Source organism: Nostoc punctiforme PCC 73102 (assembly GCF_000020025.1).
Classification (GTDB): Bacteria; Cyanobacteriota; Cyanobacteriia; order Cyanobacteriales; family Nostocaceae; genus Nostoc; species Nostoc punctiforme.
Genome location: NC_010628.1, coordinates 6,888,761 through 6,912,211, shown reverse-complemented (window position 1 = coordinate 6,912,211; position 23,451 = coordinate 6,888,761). Strand labels below are relative to the sequence as shown.

The following is a 23,451-nucleotide window of genomic DNA, read 5'->3' as shown; positions in this document are numbered from 1 at the left end:
CATCTGTGTGTCCCTATAAAAGAACTGCATTCCACGTCAAGGAAAAATTTATGGCACAATCAATCTCTTTATCTCTTCCTCAATCCACAACGCCATCAAAGGGTGTGAGGCTAAAAATAGCAGCTCTACTGAAGACTATCGGGACTCTAATACTACTGCTGATAGCCTTGCCGCTTAATGCTTTGATAGTATTGATATCTCTGATGTGTAGGCCGTTTACAAAAAAACCTGCCGTAGCCACTCATCCCCAGAATATCTTGGTCAGTGGCGGCAAAATGACCAAAGCATTGCAACTTGCCCGCTCCTTCCATGCAGCCGGACACAGAGTTATTCTGATTGAAGGTCATAAATACTGGTTATCAGGGCATAGATTCTCAAATTCTGTGAGTCGTTTTTATACAGTTCCTGCACCACAAGACGACCCAGAAGGCTATACCCAAGCGCTATTGGAAATTGTCAAACGAGAGAAGATTGACGTTTATGTACCCGTATGCAGCCCTGTAGCTAGTTATTACGACTCTTTGGCAAAGTCTGCACTATCAGAATATTGTGAGGTTTTTCACTTTGATGCTGATATAACCAAGATGCTGGATGATAAATTTGCCTTTACCGATCGGGCGCGATCGCTTGGTTTATCAGCCCCGAAATCTTTTAAAATTACCGATCCTGAACAAGTTATCAACTTCGATTTTAGTAAAGAGACGCGCAAATATATTCTTAAGAGTATTTCTTACGACTCAGTTCGCCGCTTAAATTTAACCAAACTTCCTTGTGATACCCCAGAAGAGACAGCAGCGTTTGTCAAGAGTTTACCCATCAGCCCAGAAAAACCTTGGATTATGCAAGAATTTATTCCTGGGAAAGAATTATGCACCCATAGCACAGTCCGAGACGGCGAATTAAGGTTGCATTGCTGTTCAAATTCTTCAGCGTTTCAGATTAACTATGAAAATGTCGAAAATCCCCAAATTCAAGAATGGGTACAACATTTCGTCAAAAGTTTACGGCTGACTGGACAAATATCTCTTGACTTTATCCAAGCTGAAGATGGTACAGCTTATGCCATTGAATGTAATCCTCGCACCCATTCGGCGATCACAATGTTCTACAATCACCCAGGTGTTGCAGAAGCCTATCTTGGTAAAACTCCTCTAGCTGCACCTTTGGAACCTCTTGCAGATAGCAAGCCCACTTACTGGATATATCACGAAATCTGGCGATTGACTGGGATTCGCTCTGGACAACAATTACAAACTTGGTTTGGGAGATTAGTCAGAGGTACAGATGCCATTTATCGCCTGGACGATCCGATACCATTTTTAACTTTGCACCATTGGCAGATTACTTTACTTTTGCTACAAAATTTGCAACGACTCAAAGGTTGGGTAAAGATCGATTTTAATATCGGTAAACTCGTGGAATTAGGGGGCGACTAAGTGATTCGTAAGAAGCAAAAATGGCATTTGTAAACCTGTTGAGCATGAATAGCGAAAAGCTTGTCCATGCTCTTGATTTTTTCTGCGATCGCCTCCCGCACTCCAAAAGAGCAGTAATTATTTATACTTTTATGAATGCAGGCTTACACCGCTTATTTTTTTAATATCAATTTTGTAACACCTTTTTATTACTACCCAATGTTTCATTAATAGCGGTTATTAATAAATCATTTAGAGGGATTCCGGCTGCTTTCGCCATAGAAGAAATCACACTTTTGGGGGCAAAAGAACAATATAATCCAGCTTCTAAGAACCAAGGTTGTCCCTTTGGATCGATTCGGAAGTCAAATAAACTGTAGTGGCGACAACCCAAAGCCTGATGACACCTTTTAGCCACTTGCTGAACCTTTTGGGTGATTGGGTCGTTAGGGTCTAAAATCCAAGCCTTGATATTATCTTTAGCAGTCAAATGCAAGTCGCCATCGTCAGTTTGTTGGAGTTTATCAGCATAGTTACGGATAGGTTTATCGTGTGGGTCTACCAGATACTCTTCAAGGGGTAAACCTATTAGCTCACCGTCTTTTACAATGATGCCGCATCTGACTTCTCGACCAAGTTCGATGAATGCTTCTACGATGACCTCCGAAGCATATTCAAATGCTTTCTTTAAGGCAGCATCATATTCAGTCACATCTTTAACTAAGACTACTCCTAAAGAGTTGTCAGAACTTACAGGTTTGACGACTGCTGGAGGTGTAATTGTTGGAATATCTCCTTGGCGAAGCAATTCTCCACGAGGCACTTTTACCCCTGCTGCTTCGACAATTGCTTTGGCTCTGGCTTTGTGGGCCGCGATCGCCATAATATCTGGGGTATTTCCTATATAAGGGATCTTGAGCAGATCGAATAGGGCACGGTACTGAGTCATTCCAGGAATACAAAACATTTGTGGTAACATCATGTCAATGTTTTGGCCTGTTAGAAATTGTATGGCATCAAACACAGGAATCGGTTTGGTAAGAGCAATATCTTCTCGACTGAGAGAGTCAGGAAATCGCCACTGCCGATCGGGTGTGATATATGCAATTTGAAAGTTATAAAGCGATGGATCTGCTGTTGCAGCTAAACAGTCTTGGGCATAAAGACGTGATAAATCACAGTAAAACTTATCGTGTGCAGACCCAACTAAATGAAGGATATTAAGTACTGGCATAATTCATCTTTTTATCTATTATTATAGCTGGAGTTTACCGATTAACGGACTTGTAGTATAACGCTTCTTCTAAAAATTGCACTAGTCTATTAAATCGTGAGATATTCAAAGTCATACTATGGCAGCGATTTAAATATCATCACTCTTGCATTCCGATATATTATGGTAATATAGATAAGGTTAGCTCTGATCTTTTTCAGAGTATCTTTGCAGAAGTTTTGTGTTTATGTAAGGAAATTTAAAAAACTTACGAGAGTAATTAACCAAACTTCAATTAATAGTTAGTTTAATCGAAGTCGATGATAAAAATAAACCGAGTTGCCTTCATTAATTAATTATTTAAGAGTAAGTTTGAATACTTATTCAATACTGAGTTGGCAATCCAATGAACACAAAATAACGGAAAATTAATTATAAGATATAAGGCATCCTTGCTCCTCGTTCTCATAACCCAAAGAAAGAAACCAAGAAGAAAACAGAAGCCAGGGAAATCTGGTGCAGCCTTACAAATAAATGGTATAAATACTTACAAGATGAAAATCTAGTGCTATAGGAATAAAGCAGTTAAGCCTTCCTGTGCGATGAGCTTAAAATAAGAAAACGGTAAACTTAGAAGATAACAGGATAGTAACCCAGTTCGCTATCAGTTAAGCTCAACTTTCGCTTCCCATATTTGGGAAACTATATGCTACAGCTTCTCATCATTGTGTTTGTTATCCTTTTAGGTTCAGCAATTTGTTCTAGTGTAGAAACAGCCCTGTTTTCTGTTTCAACCCTGAGAGTCAGACAATTAGCACAATCAAATAGTCCATCAGCAGTAAGACTTTTAGCGATTCGTGAAAATATGAATCGACCGATTGCGGCTCTTGTAATCCTCAATAATACTTTCAATATCATTGGTAGTATTCTTACAGGTAGTATTGCTGTTCAGGTATTAGGAGACAAATGGCTTGGTGTATTTTCAGGAATATTGACATTCTTAATTATCATCTTTGGTGAAATCATCCCAAAGACAATTGGAGAGCGTTATTCTGAGCAAATCGCCATACTTGCAGCTCTACCTGTAGCTGGACTTGCTATTGCTTTCACACCCTTAGTTTGGATTCTAGAAAATGTTACTGCACCCTTTGCCAAAGGGAAAAAACGACCAACTACGAATGAGGCTGAAATCAAGCTGTTGGCGAAGATTGGGCATCAAGAGGGAATTATCGAAAGCGATGAAGCAGAAATGATTCAGCGAGTGTTTAGATTAAATGATGTGACAGCATCTGATTTAATGACACCCCGAATCATGCTGACATATATTTATGGAGATATGACTCTTGCTGAGGCGAAAGCAAATATTATTGCGTCTCAACACACCCGGATTATTGTAATAAATGAATCTCTGGATGAAATTATTGGATATGCTCTCAAACAGAATTTACTGACAGCGATGGTTGAAGGAAGTAACAATCAAAAAATCGCTAGTCTAGCTCGAAAAGTCAACTTTGTTCCTGAGATAATTCGAGCAGATAAACTGTTAAAAAATTTCATAGAAGCTCGTGAACATCTTGCAGTAGTGGTAGACGAATATGGAAGTATCGCTGGTGTCGTCACTTTGGAAGATGTGCTTGAGGTGATAACTGGTGAAATTGTAGATGAAACTGATAGAACTGTTGATTTGCAAGAAATTGCCCGCAAGAAACGAGAAAAAATGTTGCAGTCTGTCAATAGTAGCAATTAATGCAATCGCCTAAATAATCACACGGCACATTCATTTCCTCCTCTCTTTCTCTGCGCCCTCAGCGCCTCTGCGGTTCGATTCCTAAAAACGATCGCCATCTGGTGCGTCAAACCCCGTTAACGCACCCTACCAATCATCTATTCGTCAATTTGACCAACGCGGCGGATATTCAAAATGTCGCTCATTTTCTTAATTTGCACAAATACTTGCTCTAATTGAGAGCGATCGCGTATATCTATTCCTAAATCCATCAATGCAGGTTGACCAACAGAGGTTTTCACCTGAGCATGGCGGACATTGATTCCTTGGTCACTCAACCGTGACAAAATATCTTTTAGTACCCCTACGCGGTCAAGGGCTTCAATTTGAACATCTACTGGATACGTGTGCGGACGACCACTATTTTCGGCGCTTGGGTTCCACCTAACTGGTACTAAGCGCTCATATTCCACAGTCTCTAGATTATGGCAGCCTTGGCGATGAATTGAAATCCCCCTACCTCGCGTCACCACACCAATAATCGGTTCGCCAGGAATCGGGGTACAACATCCAGCTAAATGATATACCAACCCCTCTACCCCAACAATAGGCGAATCACTGGCGCGGGAAGTAGTTGGAGGGGCATCTCGCAAAGCTTTTGATGTAGTAGGTGGTTCTTTGGGGATAAATGGCGGCACTGTAGAAACTGGTTGTTGTCCCTTCGCCACTTCTCGCCAACGATTTAGCACCAAGTTCAATGTCACTTCACCGTAACCCAAACCGGCAAGTAAATCGTCCACACTGTGGTAGTTACACTTTTCGGCGACAATCTGCATTGCATCGGACTTTAGCAAACTATCAAAACCAGTTTTACCTAGTTCCTTTTCTAACAATTCCCGTCCACGGGCAACATTTTCTTCGCGGCGCGATCGCTTGTACCATTGTTTGATCCGATATTTCGCCGCCGAACTTCTGACAAAGTTCAACCAATCCAAACTCGGATGGCAGTTTTTTTGAGTGAGAACTTCTACAATATCGCCATTTTGTAGTCGCGTTGACAGAGACACCATTCGCCCATTCACCCGCGCCCCTGAACAGTGATTTCCAACTTCGGTATGAATGCGATAAGCAAAATCTACAGTGGTAGAACCGGGACTTAAAGGAACAACATCCCCCTTAGGGGTGAAGACATAGACATCATCTTCAAATAGATTATCCTTGACACTATCAAGATATTCTTGTGCATCCTTGAGATCGGTTTGCCATTCTAGTAGTTGTCGCAGCCAAGTAAACTTGTCATCTGTCCCTGTCAAATGGCTAATACTAGAACCTCCAGTTTCTTTGTATTTCCAATGGGCGGCAATCCCATACTCGGCGATATGATGCATTTCGATTGTCCGAATTTGCACCTCTAAAGGACGGCCAGTTAGTCCAATCACCCCAGTATGCAACGACTGGTAACGGTTAGGCTTTGGCAGCCCAATGTAATCTTTAAATCTCCCAGGAATTGGGCGAAAAGCATCATGAACCACCGCCAACGCCCGATAGCATTCCTCATTGCTTTGAACAATAATCCGCAGCGCTGCCAAATCGTAAATTTCATGAAATTCCTTTTGCTGGCGGTGCATTTTTTGGTAAATGCTATAAAGGTGCTTGGGACGACCGCTAATATCCTGAAAGCGGATTCCGGCTTGCTGCAAACGCTCTTGCAACATGTTCGTAGCTCTAGCCAGTTTCTCTTCTCGCGCCGTCCGTTTTTCAGAAACAAGCTCTTGCATTTGGCGAAAAGCTTCTGGTTCCAAATACTTAAAAGCCAAATCTTCCAGTTCCCATTTTATTCGCCAAATCCCCAAGCGATTGGCTAAAGGCGCGAATATATCTCGCGTTTCTTGGGCACTGCGGCGGCGGCTGGCCTCTGACATATATTGTAAAGTTCGCATATTATGCAAACGATCTGCCAATTTCACCACAATGACCCGAATATCTTGCGCCATTGCCAAAAACATCCGCCGGAAGTTTTCGGCTTGGCTTTCGGTTTTGCTGGTGAAATTGATCTTAGAAAGCTTTGTTACACCTTCAACCAATTGCCGCACTTCTGCGCCAAAGCGTTCTTCAATTTCTTGACTTGTAACTTCTGTATCTTCAACAACATCATGGAGAAATCCAGCTGCTATCATAGCAGCACTACCTCCCAAGTCATGCAGCAAGTCGGCTACAGCAATGGGATGAGCAATGTATGGTTCTCCAGATTTGCGGTATTGACCTTGATGCAGTTGGTAAGCAAATTCAAATGCGCGGCCAATTAAAACTGCATCACTATGCCTTCGGTCATCTTCTACTTCGCCGTTACTTGTCGATGACTCCTTCAAACATTTTTTTAACCATTCCGGAATGGCTAGATCAACTGATGAATTTATAGCTAGACTGCTCATACAAGTGGGTTTGGATAGGATCGGTAGATAAGTGAATGATAAATAAAAGTGGCAGCATCACCCTAAGAAAATGCTGTCGCCTATTAACCTTGAAAATCCATTGATGGCAAACAAAGCCTCAAATCCTGATTTGAGGCTTTTAGTGCTGATAAGCCTTTAAGAAAGTTTATTGTAAAAGAAAAATTACTTGACACTAATACTATCTTAACTAGCACTGGATGTCTTTAAACCCTGAGAAATATTTGGCACTCGTAACCTTGCTAGAGCAATTACGCTCCGATGCCACAACGACCCAAATCGCTGCGCCTGAACTGCGAGTGCGTGTAGCCTCGTTGCAGCAATTTTTCGGACAGCAGATTGTGCCTTTGGCTGATGAAAACTGGCGAGTACAGTCTTATCAAACGGAAATGAGCAAGCAATTGCGTTTGTTGGCGATAGATGTGATGTTTTTGCAAGGAGCGCGGCAGGCATCGACTGCACAGACGAGACTTCAGACGATTAGCGATCGCTTGACAACCCTCATTCAGTACTGTAATGCTATTCTGCAACCAGAAGCGGAAGGAGAAAAATAACAATTGTTTACCTTTTTCTCTAATTAATCCATCATCTCATTTACGACCGTTCGTGAAAAGTTATTTTGCTAACAAGTTATAAGGTGGGAATTGGGAATTGGGCATTGGAAATTGGGAATTGAACATAGGTTATTCTTTCTCCTTGTCCCCCTTGCCCTATGCCCCATACCCAATCCCTTTGAGGAGAAGATTTATTGTGCGGCGCATATATGCTTCTACTGGCTCGGTTGTGGGTTTAAAGATCAGTGCATAATATAATGATCCGCTCACCAGGTCGATAATTAAGTCTAAGTCTGCATCCTTATGTATTTCACCTCTAGACTGGGCACGCTCAAGTACTTTAGAGAATGCTTCACGTCGGAGTTTGATATATTTTGTCCAGTAAACCTTTGCAAACTGAGGATTGCTAGACGCTGTACTAATTATCAAAGCGAGTGTCTGACGACCAAGGGGACTATCTATCTTTTTGGCGGCATTCTCGATCAAAATATCCATATCTCCCCAAAAGCTGCTAGTATCGGGGATCGCTAAATCATCTCTCAAACTTTCTATCGCGTCTGCAACTAGTTCTTCTTTGGAAGTGTAACGGCGATAGATGGTTGTTTTACCAACTCCAGCACGAAAAGCGATCGCTTCTATACTCATGCTCTGATATCCTACCTCTGCAAGTAAGTCTAAGGTCGCTTGCAGAATCGCTTGGTCGGCGTGGATGCTGCGTGGTCGTCCTGAAGGGCTGTTAATTTGGTTACTCATAAAAATATCATCCCCAAGCAATATCTTCTTGGCAATCTGCTTCTGGCTTTGGTCACAGAACAAGCATCAGGGAAACAAATAAGCCCTACTACTCAGTTTTCATGCACGAAAACAGCAAAAGTGACTATCCATCTTTAGCATAAGTATTTTTGCTGCTTTTCATTGAAGTCTCCCTTGACCATTTCTATATGATACGCTACCGTAGCGTAATATAAGATATTTAATTTTTGCTTTGGGAATCGCTCTGACAATGGCTACCAACATTAAACGTTCTAGTTTTGATCAATTTGGTTATGTCCACGGACCATTGAAGTGGGCGATCGCTTTGACGGCTTCTCTTGGTGCAATTTTAGAAGTAATTGATACTAGTATCGTTAACGTTGCCTTGACGGATATGCAAGCTAGTTTGGGTGCAACTGTCAGTGAGGTAGGTTGGGTAGTAACTGGATATGCGATCGCAAATGTCGTCTTAATTCCCTTATCTGCATGGCTGGGAGATTACTTTGGGCGCAAAACCTACTTTATTTTTTCGTTGATTGGCTTTACCATTGCCTCAGTTTTATGCGGGTTAGCATTCAATTTACCGATGCTGGTTCTTTCCCGAATTCTTCAAGGTTTATGTGGTGGCGGGTTGCTAGCTAAAGCACAAGCGATTTTGTTTGAGACTTTTCCACCTGCTGAACAGGGTTTGGCACAGGCAGTTTTTGGAGTAGGTGTAATTGCTGGCCCAGCTATCGGCCCGACTTTAGGAGGATTCTTGGTAGATGGTTTGGGCTGGCGCTGGATTTTCTTTGTTAATATTCCCTTCGGGATCGTTGCAGTGGCGATGTCCTTCATGTTTTTGCCCAAAGACAAAGACAAAAGCGAGACACAAAGCCAATCCGTCGATTGGTTCGGTATTGGGTTTTTGATTATTGCGATCGGCTGTCTGCAAACTTTGTTAGAAGAAGGAGAGAAAGAAGACTGGTTTTCCTCCGGTTTCATCACCACGTTAGCGATCGCCAGTACGATCGGCTTAGGGTTGTTTATTTGGCGAGAACTGAAAACAAATCATCCTGCTGTGGATTTGAGAGTTTTGCGTCACCGTTCTTTAGCTGCGGGAAGCGTTCTCTCAGCAGTGGTGGGTATGGGGCTTTATGGCACACTCTTTGCTGTGCCGATATTTGCTCAAAGTGTACTGCACTTTACGGCAACGCAGACAGGACTATTGTTAGCGCCTGGTGCTTTAGCGTCTGCGATCGTCATGGTTCTATTAGGCAAGCTGTCCAGTAAAATTGATGCCCGATTTTTAATTGCAATGGGCGCTGTTGGATCATCTGGAGTTATGTTTCAACTAGCAGCAATTACTCCACAAACGGGCACAGATGATTTATTTTGGCCATTGGTATGGCGTGGGGCTTTTACTGTGTTGATGTTTCTCCCTTTGAGTTTGGCAGTTTTAGGCCCGCTACCCAAACAAGATGTTTCGGCTGGGTCTGGTTTCTACAACCTGACTCGACAACTAGGTGGCAGTATCGGCATTGCCCTACTTACCACTCTGCTTGACCGAAGACAAACTTTTCATCGAGCTATCTTGTTAGCAAAACTTAGCCCTTATGACCCAGAAACCAATCAACGTCTAGATTTGCTCAATGGGGCACTTCAAAGCCAAGGCATGGATGCGGCAACAGCACAACAACAAGCACTAGCTTTATTAAGTCAAACAGTAGATACTCAAGCTGCTGTTTTATCTTACGCAGATTGCTTTCGAGTGGTAGGGATTGGGTTCCTTTGCTCATTACCTTTATTACTATTCTTGGGTAAAGGCGGTGCCGGAGCGAAAGCACCAGTCAGCCATTAGACGGATACCAATTTTAAGCTCTCTGATGTAAAACTATGTAAAAACACGGCTTAAAAATTCTTCTGAGCCAAAAGTCACAGAAGAAAATTAACATACACTGATATATGTAGATAAAAAATAAAAATCCTACTCAGTTTTGAGCAGGACTATGTGAAGTCTTATTGCTAAAATTAGAAATTCCAAATCTTAGAAAAAGTTCATTATTGTAATAACGCCAACACTGGTTAACATCATTAAAGCGCCCATAATTATAGATTGGCCTAATGGATTGCTGAATTTTGAATCGTTCATTTAAGTAAAAATCCTTTTTTTAATAGTTCCTTAACCATATCAAAATCAGTATAAATATCTATAAAAGCGCTGTAAAACTTAAAATCCTGTAATTTTTCTTAACAAAAAATTAATTTACAACTTAAGTATCGGTTTTTACTTATGATGGTTTAGTCTTCTAGTCTCCCCACTTCTTATTCTCCGGTTCCCAAATGTAGTAATTTCCGAACAGAATAAATACCTGAACTCCGAGCGGAATACGCGCCTTTATGGAGTAAAATAAATCTTAATCAAGGTAGAAATATTTGAATAGAAGATTATCATGACAGTCTCCACGGCATCTAGAAATCAAGCGATCGCTTTTGACTTAGAAAAATTAAATGAGCAATTTGAAACTGCCACTCCTAAAGAGATACTGGCATGGTCTATAGAGAATATCCCAACGGGATTGGTGCAAACCAGCGCCTTTAACGTGGATGACATGATAATTACCCATATTCTTTACAGTGAACTGAAGCATCCCGTTCCTGTGATCTTTCTCGACACTTTACATCACTTCCCTGAGAGCCTAGAATTAGTAGCCAAAGCCAAAGAAATCTACAATCTGGACTTGCAAACTTTCAAAACTCCAGACGTAGAAACCCGTGAAGCCTTTGAAGCCAAATACGGCGACAAACTTTGGGATACGGATATTGCCAAATTCCACCACATTACAAAAATTGAACCACTGTTACGGGGTCTAGACGAACTCAACAGCGTGGCTTGGATTACCGGTCGCCGCCGTGACCAAGCAGTAACCCGTGCGAATATGCCCATATTTGAATTTGATGGTAAAGGTCGGTTGAAAGTAAATCCCATTGCTACCTGGACACGTCAAGATACCTGGGTTTACGTAGCTGAACACGGAGTCATCTACAACCCACTCCATGACAAAGGCTATCCCAGCATAGGCGACCAACCCATCACCACCAAAGTAGGCGAAGGTGAAGACGAACGCGCCGGACGTTGGCGGGGAAGTGATAAAACAGAATGCGGAATTCATATTTAGTTATTAGTCATTGGTCATTTGTCATTTGTCATTACTATTAGACAAAGGATAAGTGACTAAGGACAAAAGACAAATATGATTAAAATCCTCCATCTTTCCGACATCCACATGGGAAGCGGCTTCTCCCACGGACGAATTAATCCTACAACTGGGTTGAATACACGATTGGAGGATTTTGTCAATACTTTGTCTATATGTATTGACAGAGCCCTAACTGATGCTGTTGATATGGTGATATTTGGTGGCGATGCTTTCCCGGATGCAACACCACCGCCTTATGTACAACAAGCTTTTGCTAGCCAGTTTCGCCGTCTCATGGATGCCGATATTCCAACAGTGCTGTTGGTAGGCAACCATGACCAACATTCCCAAGGACAGGGAGGAGCAAGTTTAAATATTTACCGCACTTTGGGAGTGCCAGGGTTTGTTGTCGGTGATACATTAACTACTCACTGCATTGAAACCCGTAATGGCAAAGTGCAAGTAATTACCCTCCCTTGGTTGACCCGTTCAACTTTGATGACTCGCCAAGAGACTGAAGGTTCATCTTTGGCAGAAGTCAACGAACTGTTAACGGAACGCCTGCGAGTTGTTATGGAAGGGGAAATTCGCCGTCTTGACCCCGATGTGCCAACTGTGCTTTTGGCTCATTTGATGGCTGATAATGCTAGCTTGGGCGCAGAACGATTTTTGGCAGTAGGTAAAGGCTTTACTCTACCCCTATCTTTGCTGACGCGACCTTGTTTTGATTATGTAGCGTTGGGACATGTCCACCGCCATCAGAACCTCAATAAATCTAACAACCCGCCGGTGATTTATCCGGGAAGTATTGAGCGGGTAGATTTTAGTGAAGAAAAAGAAGACAAAGGCTATGTAATGCTGGAACTGGAGCGGGGAAAGGCTGAATGGGAATTTTGTCCCTTAACAGTTCGGACTTTCCGCACCATTGAAGTGGATATCTCGAAAGCAGATGAGCCGCAAGCATTGTTAATGAAAGCGATCGCTAAGTATGATATTCAAGATGCTGTAGTGCGGCTAATTTACAAACTCCGCTCCGAACAGATGGATTTAATTGATAGTTCCTCTCTACATACTGCTTTAAGTCCCGCTCATACCTACACCATTCAAGCAGAATTAGTAAGTCAACTAGCCAGGCCCCGCATTCCTGAATTGAGCGCAAGTAGCAGCATCGACCCAATGGAAGCCTTGAAAACTTACTTGAACAACCGCGAAGACCTCAAAGACATAGCAACATCAATGCTAGATGCTGCACAGAAGTTGCTAGCAGATGATGTGGAAATCTGGCTAGAAGCATCAACTAGCGAGTAGGATAGATGTCAATCATATTTCAATACAGTGTGTAGAGACGCAAAATTTAGGGTCATCTGGAAAAACCCACGAAAAAATTAACTCCCTTCCCGTGTCGGGAAGGGGGAAATTTCAAAGTCTCTTCTAAAAGGAAAGAGATTTTCGAGATAACCTAAATGGAGTTCTTCTACAAGGAGCTAGAGCCCTTTGATGAATTTTCCGATACAGGTTAGGATAATCCATCAATTAAAGGAAAAACTTCAAACCCGCTTAATCGCGCTGTAACATAAAAGTCACCCAAATTTATATTTTTGGGCAGATTATTGAGGAGTTTGCTACTCTACTATCAACTATTGTTTTTCTTCTAGCTAGAGGAAATTTTTGACTTAGTAAAAAAAGTTATCGAGCCTTGAATAAGCTACTCTTTACAGGTAAATCTTTTCGTTTTATGGCTTTTGTCTTACCACTAATCATCTGGTGGGGATACAAAGAAGTACAAAACCAATTTGTACAGCCGCAAGCAGTTGTAGTGTTGGGTGGTTCAACGAGACGTTTAGAGCGAGAGAAGTTTACGGCCGAATTTGTTCGCCAGCATCCAAATATACCAATTTGGATTACTGGGGGTAGTCCACCTAGATTCACCCAACGAGTCTTTACCAAAGCTGGTGTTGATCCCAAGCGTCTACACCTGGATTATGAAGCCGTAGATACAGTTACTAATTTTACTACGTTAGTAGATGATTTGCAAGCTCGTGGTATTAAGAGCGTTTATTTGATTACTTCAGACTTCCACATGCGCCGGGCTTGTGTCATCGGCGAAATTATTTTGGGTAGTCGGGGTATTTATTTAAAACCAGTGCCAGTCCCTTCAGAAAAACCCCCTGAATCTATCGAAAAATCTATCCGCGATGGAGCCAGAGCCATACTTTGGATAGCAACTGGTTACACTGGTGTGGATGCAGCTAAAAATAAACGGTAAATCATCAGTGGGAATTTGTATGATCTTGATGTAACTCAAGATAGGTAAATTAAGAGCATTAATGCCAATAATCGTGATATTAACTAAGTAATAATAGACACATTAAACCACAGCGATCGCAAAACTAGCGCAACATTAACCCTCAAACAACACAATATAAAAAAAACCAATTAACTGTTTTTGCTCATTTGGTTGCTTAGTGAATACTTTGTGTCCATGAAAGTTTTGAGTGGTGACTTGCGTAAATGGAATTTATCTGTGTAGCTCAGGGAAAAAAACGCCCCAACTTATCTCACAATTTGATACCCTAGCTTAAACAGATTTGAATAAAAGTTAAAGCGTGGAAATTCAACTTGGGCGGGGAAAAACAGCTCGTAGAGCTTACGGAATAGATGAAATTGCTCTAGTTCCTGGTAACAGAACACTAGATCCTAGTTTGGCAGATACTAAGTGGCGTATTGGCAATATTGAGCGAGAAATTCCGATAATTGCCAGTGCAATGGATGGGGTAGTAGATGTTCGCATGGCTGTACGTTTGTCACAGTTGGGAGCATTAGGTGTCCTCAATTTAGAGGGTATTCACACTCGCTACGTTGACCCAGAGCCAATATTAGATCGGATTGCCTCTGTGGGGAAAGATGAATTTGTTGCCCTGATGCAAGAACTCTATGCCGAACCAATAAAGCCGGAATTAATTGAAAAACGTATTCAGGAAATTAAAGAACAAGGTGGCATTGCGGCGGTAAGTGCAACTCCAGCCGGTGCAAGTAAATATGGTGAGGCGGTAGCAAAAGCTGGGGCCGATTTATTTTTTGTCCAAGCTACAGTAGTCTCTACTGCACATCTGTCACCAGAGTCTGTAATACCACTTGATTTAGCAGAATTTTGCCGTTCCATGCCCATCCCTGTGGTGTTGGGGAATTGCGTGACTTACGATGTGACGTTGAATTTGTTGAAAGCTGGGGCGGCTGGCGTACTAGTGGGAATTGGCCCTGGTGCTGCTTGTACATCCCGTGGGGTGTTGGGTGTGGGTGTGCCACAGGCAACTGCGATCGCCGATTGTGCAGCAGCACGAGATGATTACTACAAGGAAACTGGTAACTATATCCCCATTATTGCTGATGGCGGTTTAATCACCGGTGGCGACATTTGTAAATGCATCGCCTGCGGTGCTGATGGTGTGATGATTGGTTCCCCCTTTGCCAGAGCCGCAGAAGCCCCAGGACGAGGTTATCATTGGGGTATGGCGACTCCTAGCCCGGTGTTGCCTCGTGGCACCCGCATTCGCGTTGCTACCACCGGTAGCCTAGAGCAAATACTCATTGGCCCCGCCGGACTAGATGATGGTACTCACAATCTTTTAGGAGCCTTAAAGACGAGCATGGGCACTTTAGGAGCCAAAAATATTAAAGAAATGCAGCAAGTGGAAGTTGTAATTGCCCCTTCCCTATTAACCGAGGGTAAAGTTTACCAAAAAGCTCAACAATTAGGTATGGGGAAATAAAGCTGGGGACTGGGGACTAGGGACTAAGGAGTGGAGACTGGGAACTGGGAAAGAGTTATTTTAATTCTAATCCCCAATCTCCAATCCCCAATCCGCACTCCCAAATTCTTCAATAAATTTTTCCAGCCCCCTAAACAATTGCTGGAAAAATTCGATATGTCGCCTACAATAGAGATAGCGGAGACAAATGTTTCCGTTCACTCCTCACACCACACTCCGCCCGGACTACTGTTCGGGCGGTTCCTTATGTTTGTAAATAAATTCTAGAGCTTCTTTGCAAATGTACATCCTTAGACTCCCAAGCTGATGTTTTTGCTATGGTAGAATTTTCACCAAGTTCAGATATTATTGGCGAAGGTTTTAGGCATGTCAACAGCCGCACAAGTTACCGATTCTAGTTTCAAGCAAGAAGTACTCGACAGCGATGTACCCGTTTTAGTTGACTTTTGGGCACCCTGGTGCGGACCATGCCGTATGGTAGCTCCTGTTGTCGATGAAATCTCCGAACAGTACAAAGGTCAAATCAAGGTCGTCAAAGTCAACACGGATGAAAATCCTCAAGTTGCTAGTCAGTACGGCATCCGCAGTATTCCTACATTAATGATTTTTAAAGATGGACAAAAAGTAGATATGGTGGTAGGTGCTGTACCTAAAAGTACATTAGCTTCCACTTTAGAAAAGTATCTTTGAAACTCAATTGGTAACAAAATCCTTTTGAGTTATCAATGTTGTTCTAGCTTTAGGTTAATTTTTACAAACAAGTTTGAGAGGCGCGAATTTCTCGTTTTTCAAACTTGTTTACATTTGTATACAATCTCAGAATATTTTTAGGAGTTTTCTAGCTCAAGAATAATTCTCTAATTCCCGTACTACCAATTTCTACTGCTAGCGCCGCCAACAGAAACCCCAAAAGCTGAGTTACAATCACTCCACCTTCTGCACCAATCCACTGGTCAATCAGATTTGCTAAACGCAAAATCAACCAAGTAATAAACATTGCCCCTAAGATACCCACCGCCACAGCAATATGTGGACTTTGTGATTTCGACATCAGCAACATCACCGTTGTCAAAGTCCCCGGCCCCGCTAGCAGTGGTAAAGCTAGTGGAGTAATTGCGACATCACGTCCTTCTTCAATAATTGGCTGATCTAATTCTCCCCGCAGCATTTGCAAAGCAATTAACAGCAACAATACACCTCCTGCTACTCGCAAAGAGCCGATACTAATTTCCAAATAATTTAAAATTACTTGCCCAGCAAAAGCAAATAGCAAAAGAACTGCGATCGCAACGATAATTGCTTTATCTATAACTTTGTTTCTTTGATCTGGCATCATGCCCTTAGTCAAAACTAAGACAATCGGTATATTGCCCACAGCATCTGCTAGAACAAACACAGCGATAAATGTTTGAACAAGAATAGAAATATCCACAGCAAGTAACTTTTATCAGGGTTTGATCATAAACTAATGCCAATCTTGCTCAGATTGCCAGAACCTAGGGGAAGATTAAAATCAGTAATAAAATCAGTCTGTTAAAGAAAATCTTGGCTGAGGTATTTTCAATTAAGTTCCACAGATGTTTAACTAGCGATATATTTTGATAATCTATCTTCCATAAATCAACTGTTCGTTGTTGAATCTATGAAGTCTTATTTAGCCGCCGCTATTCAATTGACAAGTGTGCCCGATCTACACAAAAATCTGGCTCAGGCAGAAGAATTAATCGAGCTTGCCGTGCGTCGAGGTGCTGAATTGGTAGGCTTGCCAGAAAACTTTTCCTACATGGGAGAAGAAAAAGATAAACTCGCACAAGGTGATGCGATCGCTCTTGAAAGTGAAAAATTTCTCAAAAAAATGGCTCAACGCTTTCAAATTACGATCTTGGGCGGCAGCTTTCCACTTCCTGTAGACAATACAGGCAAAGTTTATAACACCACTCTACTTATCGACCCAAGCGGTCAAGAACTTTCCCGCTACTACAAAGTACACCTATTCGATGTTGATGTTCCTGACGGCAACACCTATCGGGAATCCAGCACTGTTGTGGCTGGTACGCAATTACCCCCCGTCCATTTTTCAGAAAAACTCGGTAATCTAGGACTTTCTATTTGTTATGATGTCCGGTTCCCTGAACTGTATCGTCATTTAGCAGAGAAGGGAGCCGATGTTATCTTTATTCCCGCCGCCTTTACCGCCTTTACTGGCAAAGATCACTGGCAAGTACTACTACAAGCCAGAGCCATCGAAAATACCGCCTACGTCATTGCTCCTGCCCAAACGGGGAATAACTACGGCCGCCGTCTAACCCACGGCCACGCCGTTATTATTGACCCTTGGGGTGTAATTTTAGCCGATGCTGGGGAAAAACCGGGAATTGCGATCGCAGAAATCAAGCCAACTAGGTTAGAACAAGTCCGTCGTCAAATGCCTTCTTTACAACATCGGGTGTTCTAGGGATTGGGGAGTGGGGAGAAATCAATTCAAAATTCAAAATTAAAGAATTCCTGTCTCCTCTTTCCCAATTCCCAATACTTCTCTACGAGAGGCTGCGCCAACGACTTCTCTACGAGACGCACTCGCGTTCGCTCAGTACAAGTTCCCAATTCCCAATTCCCAGCCCCTTATAAATAAAAAACCGGGTAAATACCCGGTTTATATCAATATTAAAATCCTCAATTTTTTAGGAGTATAGCAGTACTATGCTCCTATTTATTTGTTGTCAAAATTAAACTTTAGCAGCAGACTTTGTAACAACGTTGAGTTCACCTTTAGCATACTTAGCAGCAAAATCTTCCAAAGAAATTTGCTTAATCTTGCTTGCGTTGCCAGCAGTGCCAAATTGCTGATAGCGTTCAGCACAAACTTTTTGCATGTATGTAATAGAAGGCTTGAGGAAGTGACGGGGGTCAAACTCCTCTGGCTTTTTAGCCAAAGCTTCACGTACAGCAGCAGTGATTGCCAAACGGTTGTCGGTGTCGATGTTTACTTTACGTACACCACTCTTAATACCTTTTTGGATTTCTTCTACAGGTACACCGTAGGTTTCAGGAATTGCACCACCATACTGGTTAATCAGTGCAAGTAAATCTTCAGGTACAGAGGATGAACCGTGCATTACCAAGTGGGTGTTAGGCAGACGGCGGTGAATTTCTTCAATGCGGCTGATGGCCAAAATTTCACCAGTCGGCTTGCGGGTAAACTTGTAAGCACCGTGGCTTGTGCCAATGGCAACAGCCAATGCATCTACTTGGGTTGCTTCTACGAAGTCAACAGCTTCATCGGGGTCGGTTAGCAGTTGTGAGTGGTCGAGTGTACCTTCAAATCCGTGACCATCTTCAGCTTCACCAGCACCAGTTTCTAGAGAACCCAAACAACCGAGTTCACCTTCAACGCTGACACCCAAAGCATGAGCTACATTTACAACTTCGCGGGTAACATTGACGTTGTACTCGAAGCTAGCAGGAGTTTTCGCATCAGCTTCTAAAGAACCATCCATCATCACGCTGGTGAAGTTGTTCTTAATTGCTGAGTAGCAGGTAGCAGGCGCATTACCATGATCTTGGTGCATGACAATGGGAATGTGAGGATAGGTTTCTACCGCTGCCAAAATCAGGTGGCGGAGGAAGTTTTCTCCTGCATAATTACGAGCGCCGCGTGAAGCTTGTAAAATTACGGGGCTATCTGTCTCTACAGCAGCCTTCAGGATTGCCTGAATCTGCTCCAAATTGTTAACGTTGAAAGCTGGGATGCCGTAACCGTTTTCAGCTGCGTGATCCAACAGCAGCCGCAGTGGTACAAGCGCCATAGATAGTCCTCCTAATGTGGTTGTCAGCTAGTCGGTCTGAGAGAAGCGTATTTATTACGCTAAATCTTAAGAGTTTTTTCAACTTATAGGAAATTATAACTAGTGTCGTGTATCTATGTTGAAAAAGTTTATGCCATCGTTACTATAACTATGTTCTGTACTCCTGTACTATGAACCATCATTGCTCTGTATCGCTGTAGATTTAGTTACCCTACAGCTAGTAGCTCTGGTAGCCTAGTATCCCAAATGGTCATCTCAAAGCGATCGCTTCAACTTAAACACACTAAACTTCTGACAAATGCTATCAGGGTGTTTTCCCTAACTATTGCATTTGGCATTAAATTATGCTTGGTTACATAAATTAACGTGAGCGTCCAACGAAGACTCACGTTAAATATGGCGTAGATCGTGTAGGCGTAGCCCCCACTTCTCTACGAGACGCTGCACGTAGCTTGCTTGCATCCACGTTCGCGTAGCGTCAGGGAGGTGATACGGCAACCACCGCAGGCATTGCTATCATAAAAAACTATTCACTGGTTAATAACCGAATGTTCGTTTATTATAGAATTTATGAGGCACAAAGACGACAAAAAAAATCAAGCAATCTGTGATGCGGCAATCGAACTGATTACTGCAAATGGTTTTGCTGATACTTCGATGTCGAAAATTGCAAAAACCGCGAATGTTTCGCCCGCGACAATATATGTCTATTTTGAAAACAAAGAAAACCTTCTCAATAAAATATATTTGTTCGTGAAGCAGGAAATGAGTTCAGAGATTTTGAAAGGTGTCGACCAGAACCTATCGGTGGAGAAAGCCTTTAAAATGATCTGGAATAATTATTATCAATACGCAATTAAAAATCCGGTCAGATTTGCTTTTACGGAGCAATTTGCTAATTCCCCTATGGTTGACCGCATTTGCAAAAATGAAAGTTCGACCTATTTCAAGCCGATGCTAGATTTGTTCAATCGCGGTAAAGAGGAGAAAGTTTTTAAGGATATTTCTCTGGAAATTTTTACCGCTTTTACCTTTGCGCCTCTGACTGGATTGATAAAAGAGCATTTTAGTGGTGCTTTGGTTTTGGATGAAAAAATGCTAGAAACCACCTATAAAATTGCGTGGGATGCAGTAACGAATTAATTCTTTTTTTGAGAATTAATTAAACGAACGTTCGATTAATTAGGAGTAAATAAAATGAAAAATGAAAAATGGAACACGGAAAATATTCTGAGTCAAAAAGGAAGAGTAGCAATTGTAACGGGTTCGAGCAGCGGTATCGGTTATGAAACGGCGCGGGTTTTAGCAAATAAACAAGCGTCTGTAATCATTGCGGTTCGCAATTTGGACAAAGGAAACAAGGCATTGGCAAAAATTCTTCAACAGAATAAAGATGCCGACGTAAAGGTAATGGAACTTGATTTGGCGAATTTAGCATCAGTTAAAAATTTTGCTGAAAACTTTCAGAAAAATTATGTGCGTCTGGATTTACTAATTAATAATGCAGGTGTGATGATTCCGCCATATTCAAAAACGACGGACGGTTTTGAATTGCAGTTCGGCACTAATCATCTTGGACATTTTGCTTTGACGGGACAGCTTTTGGAACGTTTGATCGACACCGAAGACTCACGAATTGTCAATGTTTCGAGCGGCGCACATAGTATAGGCAAAATAGATTTCGATGATTTGAATTGGGAAAAGAGAAGTTATGCCAAATGGAAAGCCTACGGCGATAGCAAACTTGCCAACCTCTATTTCACCTACGAACTCGACCGAAAACTAAAAGATAAGGGTATCGATACACTTGTAACCGCCTCGCATCCTGGCTGGACAGCAACCGAATTGCAGAGAACTGCGGGTGGCGTTGTGAAATATCTCAACGGCATCCTTGCTCAAGACATCACGATGGGCGCATTACCGACTCTGCGGGCAGCAACCGAAGCAGGCTTAAAAGGCGCAGAATATTTCGGCCCCAATGGGTTTATGGAGATGCGCGGCTATCCAATAAAAGTCGAATCAAACGAATTATCTAAAGACCAAGCGATCGCTAAAAAACTATGGGAAGTATCAGAAAAACTCACCAATGTGAAATTTGAATTTAATAAAAAGACCCAAAGCGCGGGCAAATGACCAAATTCACACATCTGCTAACTAACAGATTTTATAAAGGGCGATCGCACTTCGTTGGGTAAGATAAGCGATCGCTTATGCGAAAATTTTTGTTCTCTAGAGCGATCGCATTCACAAATAGGACTTATGCAAAACTAAACGTTGTAGACGCAAGGCGCTTTCCCGTAGGGTATCGCCCCTACCTGAAAATTAGGGTTTCGGCTATTATTTGCGTTAGTCCTAATAAATTTACTAATAAAACTCGCCTCTGCTTTTGATATAAAAGCAGAGGCGAGTGTTACTTAAACCCTTATATGGGTCGCCCGGGATTCGAACCCGGAACTAATCGGTTAAAAGCCGAGTACTCTACCGTTGAGTTAGCGACCCTTTCGCTGCATTTCGCAACTTTGCAATCATAGCATATACATCTGTAGATTTGTAAAGGGGTTTAGAAAAAATTAGCCGTCAACCTTACAGATGCTGTGTGGCTAGCTCCTGGTGCTAACACAGTCAGGTTATCACCAGTATTGAGAGAGTTACGGGTGGCACTCCACGGTTCTAGACAGTAGAATTCTTTGCCCTTGACTGTCCAAAATACCAAGTAAGTAGAGAAATCATCATAATCCAAGGTGAGTTTTAACTTCCGGCTGCGATCTATTGCAGTAGCCGAGTGACTCGTTAGCTGTCCAAAGGCAAAATCAATTTCATCACGGCTAAAGTCAAAATTGCCATCAAAAGAGTGAAATTCCTTAGTTTGATTGTCTTGATACTGCTTAGAGGGAATTTCAACCTCTAGCTGAGTTTTATCACCACATAAAAAGTAGGGATGGAAACCAGCCGAAAAGGGCATTGGTGTGGATGATAAGTTTTTATACTGCTGGCGGACTTCTAGGGTATTACCTTGAAGTTCGTAGGTGAAAGCCAGCTGAAAATCAAAAGGATAAACTGCCTTAGTTTGCTCATTGCTATCAAGAACAACAGTGAGACTAGCTTTATCTCTAGTTTCTTGTTCTGTTACTTTCCACGGCAATTCACGGGCAAAACCATGTTGTTTGAGAGTATATTGTTGCCCGTTGTGAGTGTAAGTATTATCTGGAAGATTGCCACAAATAGGAAACAAAATTGGGTTCCCACCTCTGACACTCAAATCAGGATGAGTAAAGCGTTCAGTGTCCAGATAGAAAATTTCTTGTCCTTGAATGCGCCAACGAGTGATGATACCACCGCGTTCTGGTACTACTTCCAATTGAGAACCAGCGGCTTCATCAGAAAGAATGTACGTCTTGTACTGTTGCTGTTGAACTGCAATGCTAAACACAAATTTTAGTCCTGAGTAAGGTGTAGTACTGAGTACCTAGTGCTGAGTCCTGAGCAAAATCAAAAGTACTCAGCACTCAGCACTCATAACTCAGCACTGTTTATTCGTCTTCTGCAAACACAAAACGATATAACTCGCTGGGGTCTGGTTCGGGGCTGCTTTCGGCGAATTTAACTGCCTCGTCGATTACATCCTGAATTTTACGGTCAATTGCTTTGATTTCTCCCTCATTCGCCAGGTTTTGCTCTAGCAAATAAGCAGCCAGCTTCTTAATTGGGTCACGGGCAAACCAAAATTCTTTCTCAGCTTTGCTCCGCATTTCATCTGGGTCAGCCAAGGAGTGACCACGGAAGCGGTAGGTAAGCGCCTCAATTAATGTTGGGCCTTCACCTGCACGGGCACGAGCGACGGCTTCTTGAGCGACGGCTCGGACTGCTAGAACATCCATACCATCTACTTCCACGCCCACCATGTTAAATGCACTGGCTTTTTTATAAATCTCTGGCTGGGAAGTGGCTCGTTCGTGAGACATCCCAATGGCCCACTTATTATTTTCGACTACAAAAAGAATTGGCAGTTTCCATAGGGCTGCCATATTTAGTGTCTCAAAAAACTGACCGTTGTTAGCTGCACCGTCGCCAAAAAAGCAAGCTGTCACTTGGTCAGCATTTTTATCTCCCAGCACTTCGCGGCGGTATTTGCTTTGAAAAGCTGCTCCAGCTGCTACAGGAATTCCCTCAGCCACAAAAGCATAGCCACCCAGCAAACGATGTTCCGCAGAAAACATGTGCATGGAACCACCGCGCCCTTTGCTGCAACCTGTGGCTTTGCCAAATAATTCTGCCATTACCTCTCTTGCTGGTACTCCCGCACTCAGAGCATGAACGTGGTCGCGGTAAGTACTACAAACGTAATCTTCACCCGGTCGCATTGACTGTACAACACCCGTACAAACAGCTTCTTGACCGTTGTACAAATGAACAAAACCAAACATTTTGCCCCTGTAGTACATTTCAGCGCACTTGTCTTCAAACAAGCGCCCTAAAACCATATCCTCATACAACCATAACCCTTCTTCTTTAGTAATTTGCGTAGTAGCAGGATTAAATGTGGGTAAAGTACGCTCTTGAACCATTATTTTTGAGTATCCCTGTT

General features: G+C 42.4%; 19 protein-coding genes and 1 tRNA gene. 12 read left to right on the top strand and 8 right to left on the bottom strand.

The window, feature by feature from the left end; genetic code table 11:
* Positions 1-50 precede the first annotated feature (50 nt).
* Positions 51-1,436: an ATP-grasp domain-containing protein gene (locus NPUN_RS28320; RefSeq protein ID WP_012411847.1), complete on the top strand. Its 1,386-nt coding sequence runs from the start codon at positions 51-53 to the stop codon at positions 1,434-1,436.
* Positions 1,437-1,602: 166 nt separating this feature from the next.
* On the opposite strand, the gene NPUN_RS28315 is transcribed toward NPUN_RS28320, so the two are convergent.
* Positions 1,603-2,649: a D-alanine--D-alanine ligase family protein gene (locus tag NPUN_RS28315; RefSeq protein ID WP_012411846.1), complete on the bottom strand. Its 1,047-nt coding sequence runs from the start codon at positions 2,647-2,649 to the stop codon at positions 1,603-1,605.
* 685 nt (positions 2,650-3,334) lie between these two features.
* Here NPUN_RS28315 and NPUN_RS28310 point away from each other — a divergent pair.
* Positions 3,335-4,375, top strand: a complete 1,041-nt coding sequence (locus NPUN_RS28310) for a hemolysin family protein (RefSeq protein ID WP_012411845.1) — start codon at positions 3,335-3,337, stop codon at positions 4,373-4,375.
* A gap of 137 nt (positions 4,376-4,512) precedes the next feature.
* Here NPUN_RS28310 and NPUN_RS28305 read toward each other — a convergent pair whose 3' ends face one another.
* Positions 4,513-6,786 (bottom strand): RelA/SpoT family protein, encoded by a 2,274-nt coding sequence (locus NPUN_RS28305; RefSeq protein ID WP_012411844.1) that lies wholly within the window; start codon positions 6,784-6,786, stop codon positions 4,513-4,515.
* Positions 6,787-7,004: 218 nt separating this feature from the next.
* On the opposite strand from NPUN_RS28305, the gene patD reads away from it, so the two are divergent.
* Positions 7,005-7,358 (top strand): heterocyst frequency control protein PatD, encoded by a 354-nt coding sequence (patD, locus tag NPUN_RS28300; protein ID WP_012411843.1) that lies wholly within the window; start codon positions 7,005-7,007, stop codon positions 7,356-7,358.
* Positions 7,359-7,514: 156 nt separating this feature from the next.
* Here patD and NPUN_RS28295 read toward each other — a convergent pair whose 3' ends face one another.
* Positions 7,515-8,111, bottom strand: coding sequence for a TetR/AcrR family transcriptional regulator (locus NPUN_RS28295; protein WP_012411842.1), 597 nt, complete (start codon positions 8,109-8,111; stop codon positions 7,515-7,517).
* 250 nt (positions 8,112-8,361) lie between these two features.
* On the opposite strand from NPUN_RS28295, the gene NPUN_RS28290 reads away from it, so the two are divergent.
* From NPUN_RS28290 to trxA, 6 genes are all read left to right on the top strand, one after another.
* Entirely contained in the window at positions 8,362-9,951 is a 1,590-nt protein-coding gene (locus NPUN_RS28290) for a DHA2 family efflux MFS transporter permease subunit (protein ID WP_012411841.1), read from the top strand.
* A 592-nt stretch (positions 9,952-10,543) separates the two neighbouring features.
* Positions 10,544-11,269, top strand: coding sequence for a phosphoadenosine phosphosulfate reductase (gene cysH / locus NPUN_RS28285; protein WP_012411840.1), 726 nt, complete (start codon positions 10,544-10,546; stop codon positions 11,267-11,269).
* 75 nt (positions 11,270-11,344) lie between these two features.
* Positions 11,345-12,598: an exonuclease subunit SbcD gene (gene sbcD, locus NPUN_RS28280; protein ID WP_012411839.1), complete on the top strand. Its 1,254-nt coding sequence runs from the start codon at positions 11,345-11,347 to the stop codon at positions 12,596-12,598.
* A 427-nt stretch (positions 12,599-13,025) separates the two neighbouring features.
* Complete coding sequence (locus tag NPUN_RS28275) at positions 13,026-13,556, top strand: YdcF family protein (RefSeq protein WP_012411838.1); 531 nt, start codon at positions 13,026-13,028, stop codon at positions 13,554-13,556.
* Between the two features lie 340 nt (positions 13,557-13,896).
* Positions 13,897-15,060 (top strand): GuaB3 family IMP dehydrogenase-related protein, encoded by a 1,164-nt coding sequence (locus NPUN_RS28270; protein WP_012411837.1) that lies wholly within the window; start codon positions 13,897-13,899, stop codon positions 15,058-15,060.
* 366 nt (positions 15,061-15,426) lie between these two features.
* Entirely contained in the window at positions 15,427-15,750 is a 324-nt protein-coding gene (gene trxA / locus NPUN_RS28265; RefSeq protein WP_012411836.1) for a thioredoxin, read from the top strand.
* Between the two features lie 148 nt (positions 15,751-15,898).
* On the opposite strand, the gene NPUN_RS28260 is transcribed toward trxA, so the two are convergent.
* The gene (locus NPUN_RS28260; protein WP_012411835.1) at positions 15,899-16,492 is read right to left on the bottom strand and encodes a MarC family protein; all 594 of its coding nucleotides are present in this window, start codon (positions 16,490-16,492) and stop codon (positions 15,899-15,901) included.
* 210 nt (positions 16,493-16,702) lie between these two features.
* Between NPUN_RS28260 and NPUN_RS28255 the strand changes: the two genes are divergently transcribed.
* Positions 16,703-17,515 (top strand): carbon-nitrogen hydrolase family protein, encoded by an 813-nt coding sequence (locus NPUN_RS28255; RefSeq protein ID WP_012411834.1) that lies wholly within the window; start codon positions 16,703-16,705, stop codon positions 17,513-17,515.
* Positions 17,516-17,786: 271 nt separating this feature from the next.
* Here the strand turns inward: NPUN_RS28255 and fba are convergent, their stop codons facing one another.
* A complete protein-coding gene (gene fba / locus NPUN_RS28250) occupies positions 17,787-18,866 on the bottom strand; it encodes a class II fructose-bisphosphate aldolase (RefSeq protein WP_012411833.1) in 1,080 nt (359 codons plus the stop codon).
* Positions 18,867-19,436: 570 nt separating this feature from the next.
* Between fba and NPUN_RS28245 the strand changes: the two genes are divergently transcribed.
* Positions 19,437-20,009: a TetR/AcrR family transcriptional regulator gene (locus NPUN_RS28245; protein ID WP_012411832.1), complete on the top strand. Its 573-nt coding sequence runs from the start codon at positions 19,437-19,439 to the stop codon at positions 20,007-20,009.
* Between the two features lie 54 nt (positions 20,010-20,063).
* Positions 20,064-20,999, top strand: a complete 936-nt coding sequence (locus NPUN_RS28240; RefSeq protein ID WP_012411831.1) for an SDR family NAD(P)-dependent oxidoreductase — start codon at positions 20,064-20,066, stop codon at positions 20,997-20,999.
* Positions 21,000-21,293: 294 nt separating this feature from the next.
* Here the strand turns inward: NPUN_RS28240 and NPUN_RS28235 are convergent.
* From NPUN_RS28235 to pdhA, 3 genes are all read right to left on the bottom strand, one after another.
* Positions 21,294-21,365: transfer RNA gene (locus tag NPUN_RS28235), tRNA-Lys, on the bottom strand.
* Positions 21,366-21,426: 61 nt separating this feature from the next.
* A complete protein-coding gene (locus NPUN_RS28230; protein ID WP_012411830.1) occupies positions 21,427-22,296 on the bottom strand; it encodes an aldose epimerase family protein in 870 nt (289 codons plus the stop codon).
* 100 nt (positions 22,297-22,396) lie between these two features.
* Positions 22,397-23,431, bottom strand: coding sequence for a pyruvate dehydrogenase (acetyl-transferring) E1 component subunit alpha (gene pdhA / locus NPUN_RS28225; RefSeq protein ID WP_012411829.1), 1,035 nt, complete (start codon positions 23,429-23,431; stop codon positions 22,397-22,399).
* Between the last annotated feature and the right edge of the window lie 20 nt (positions 23,432-23,451).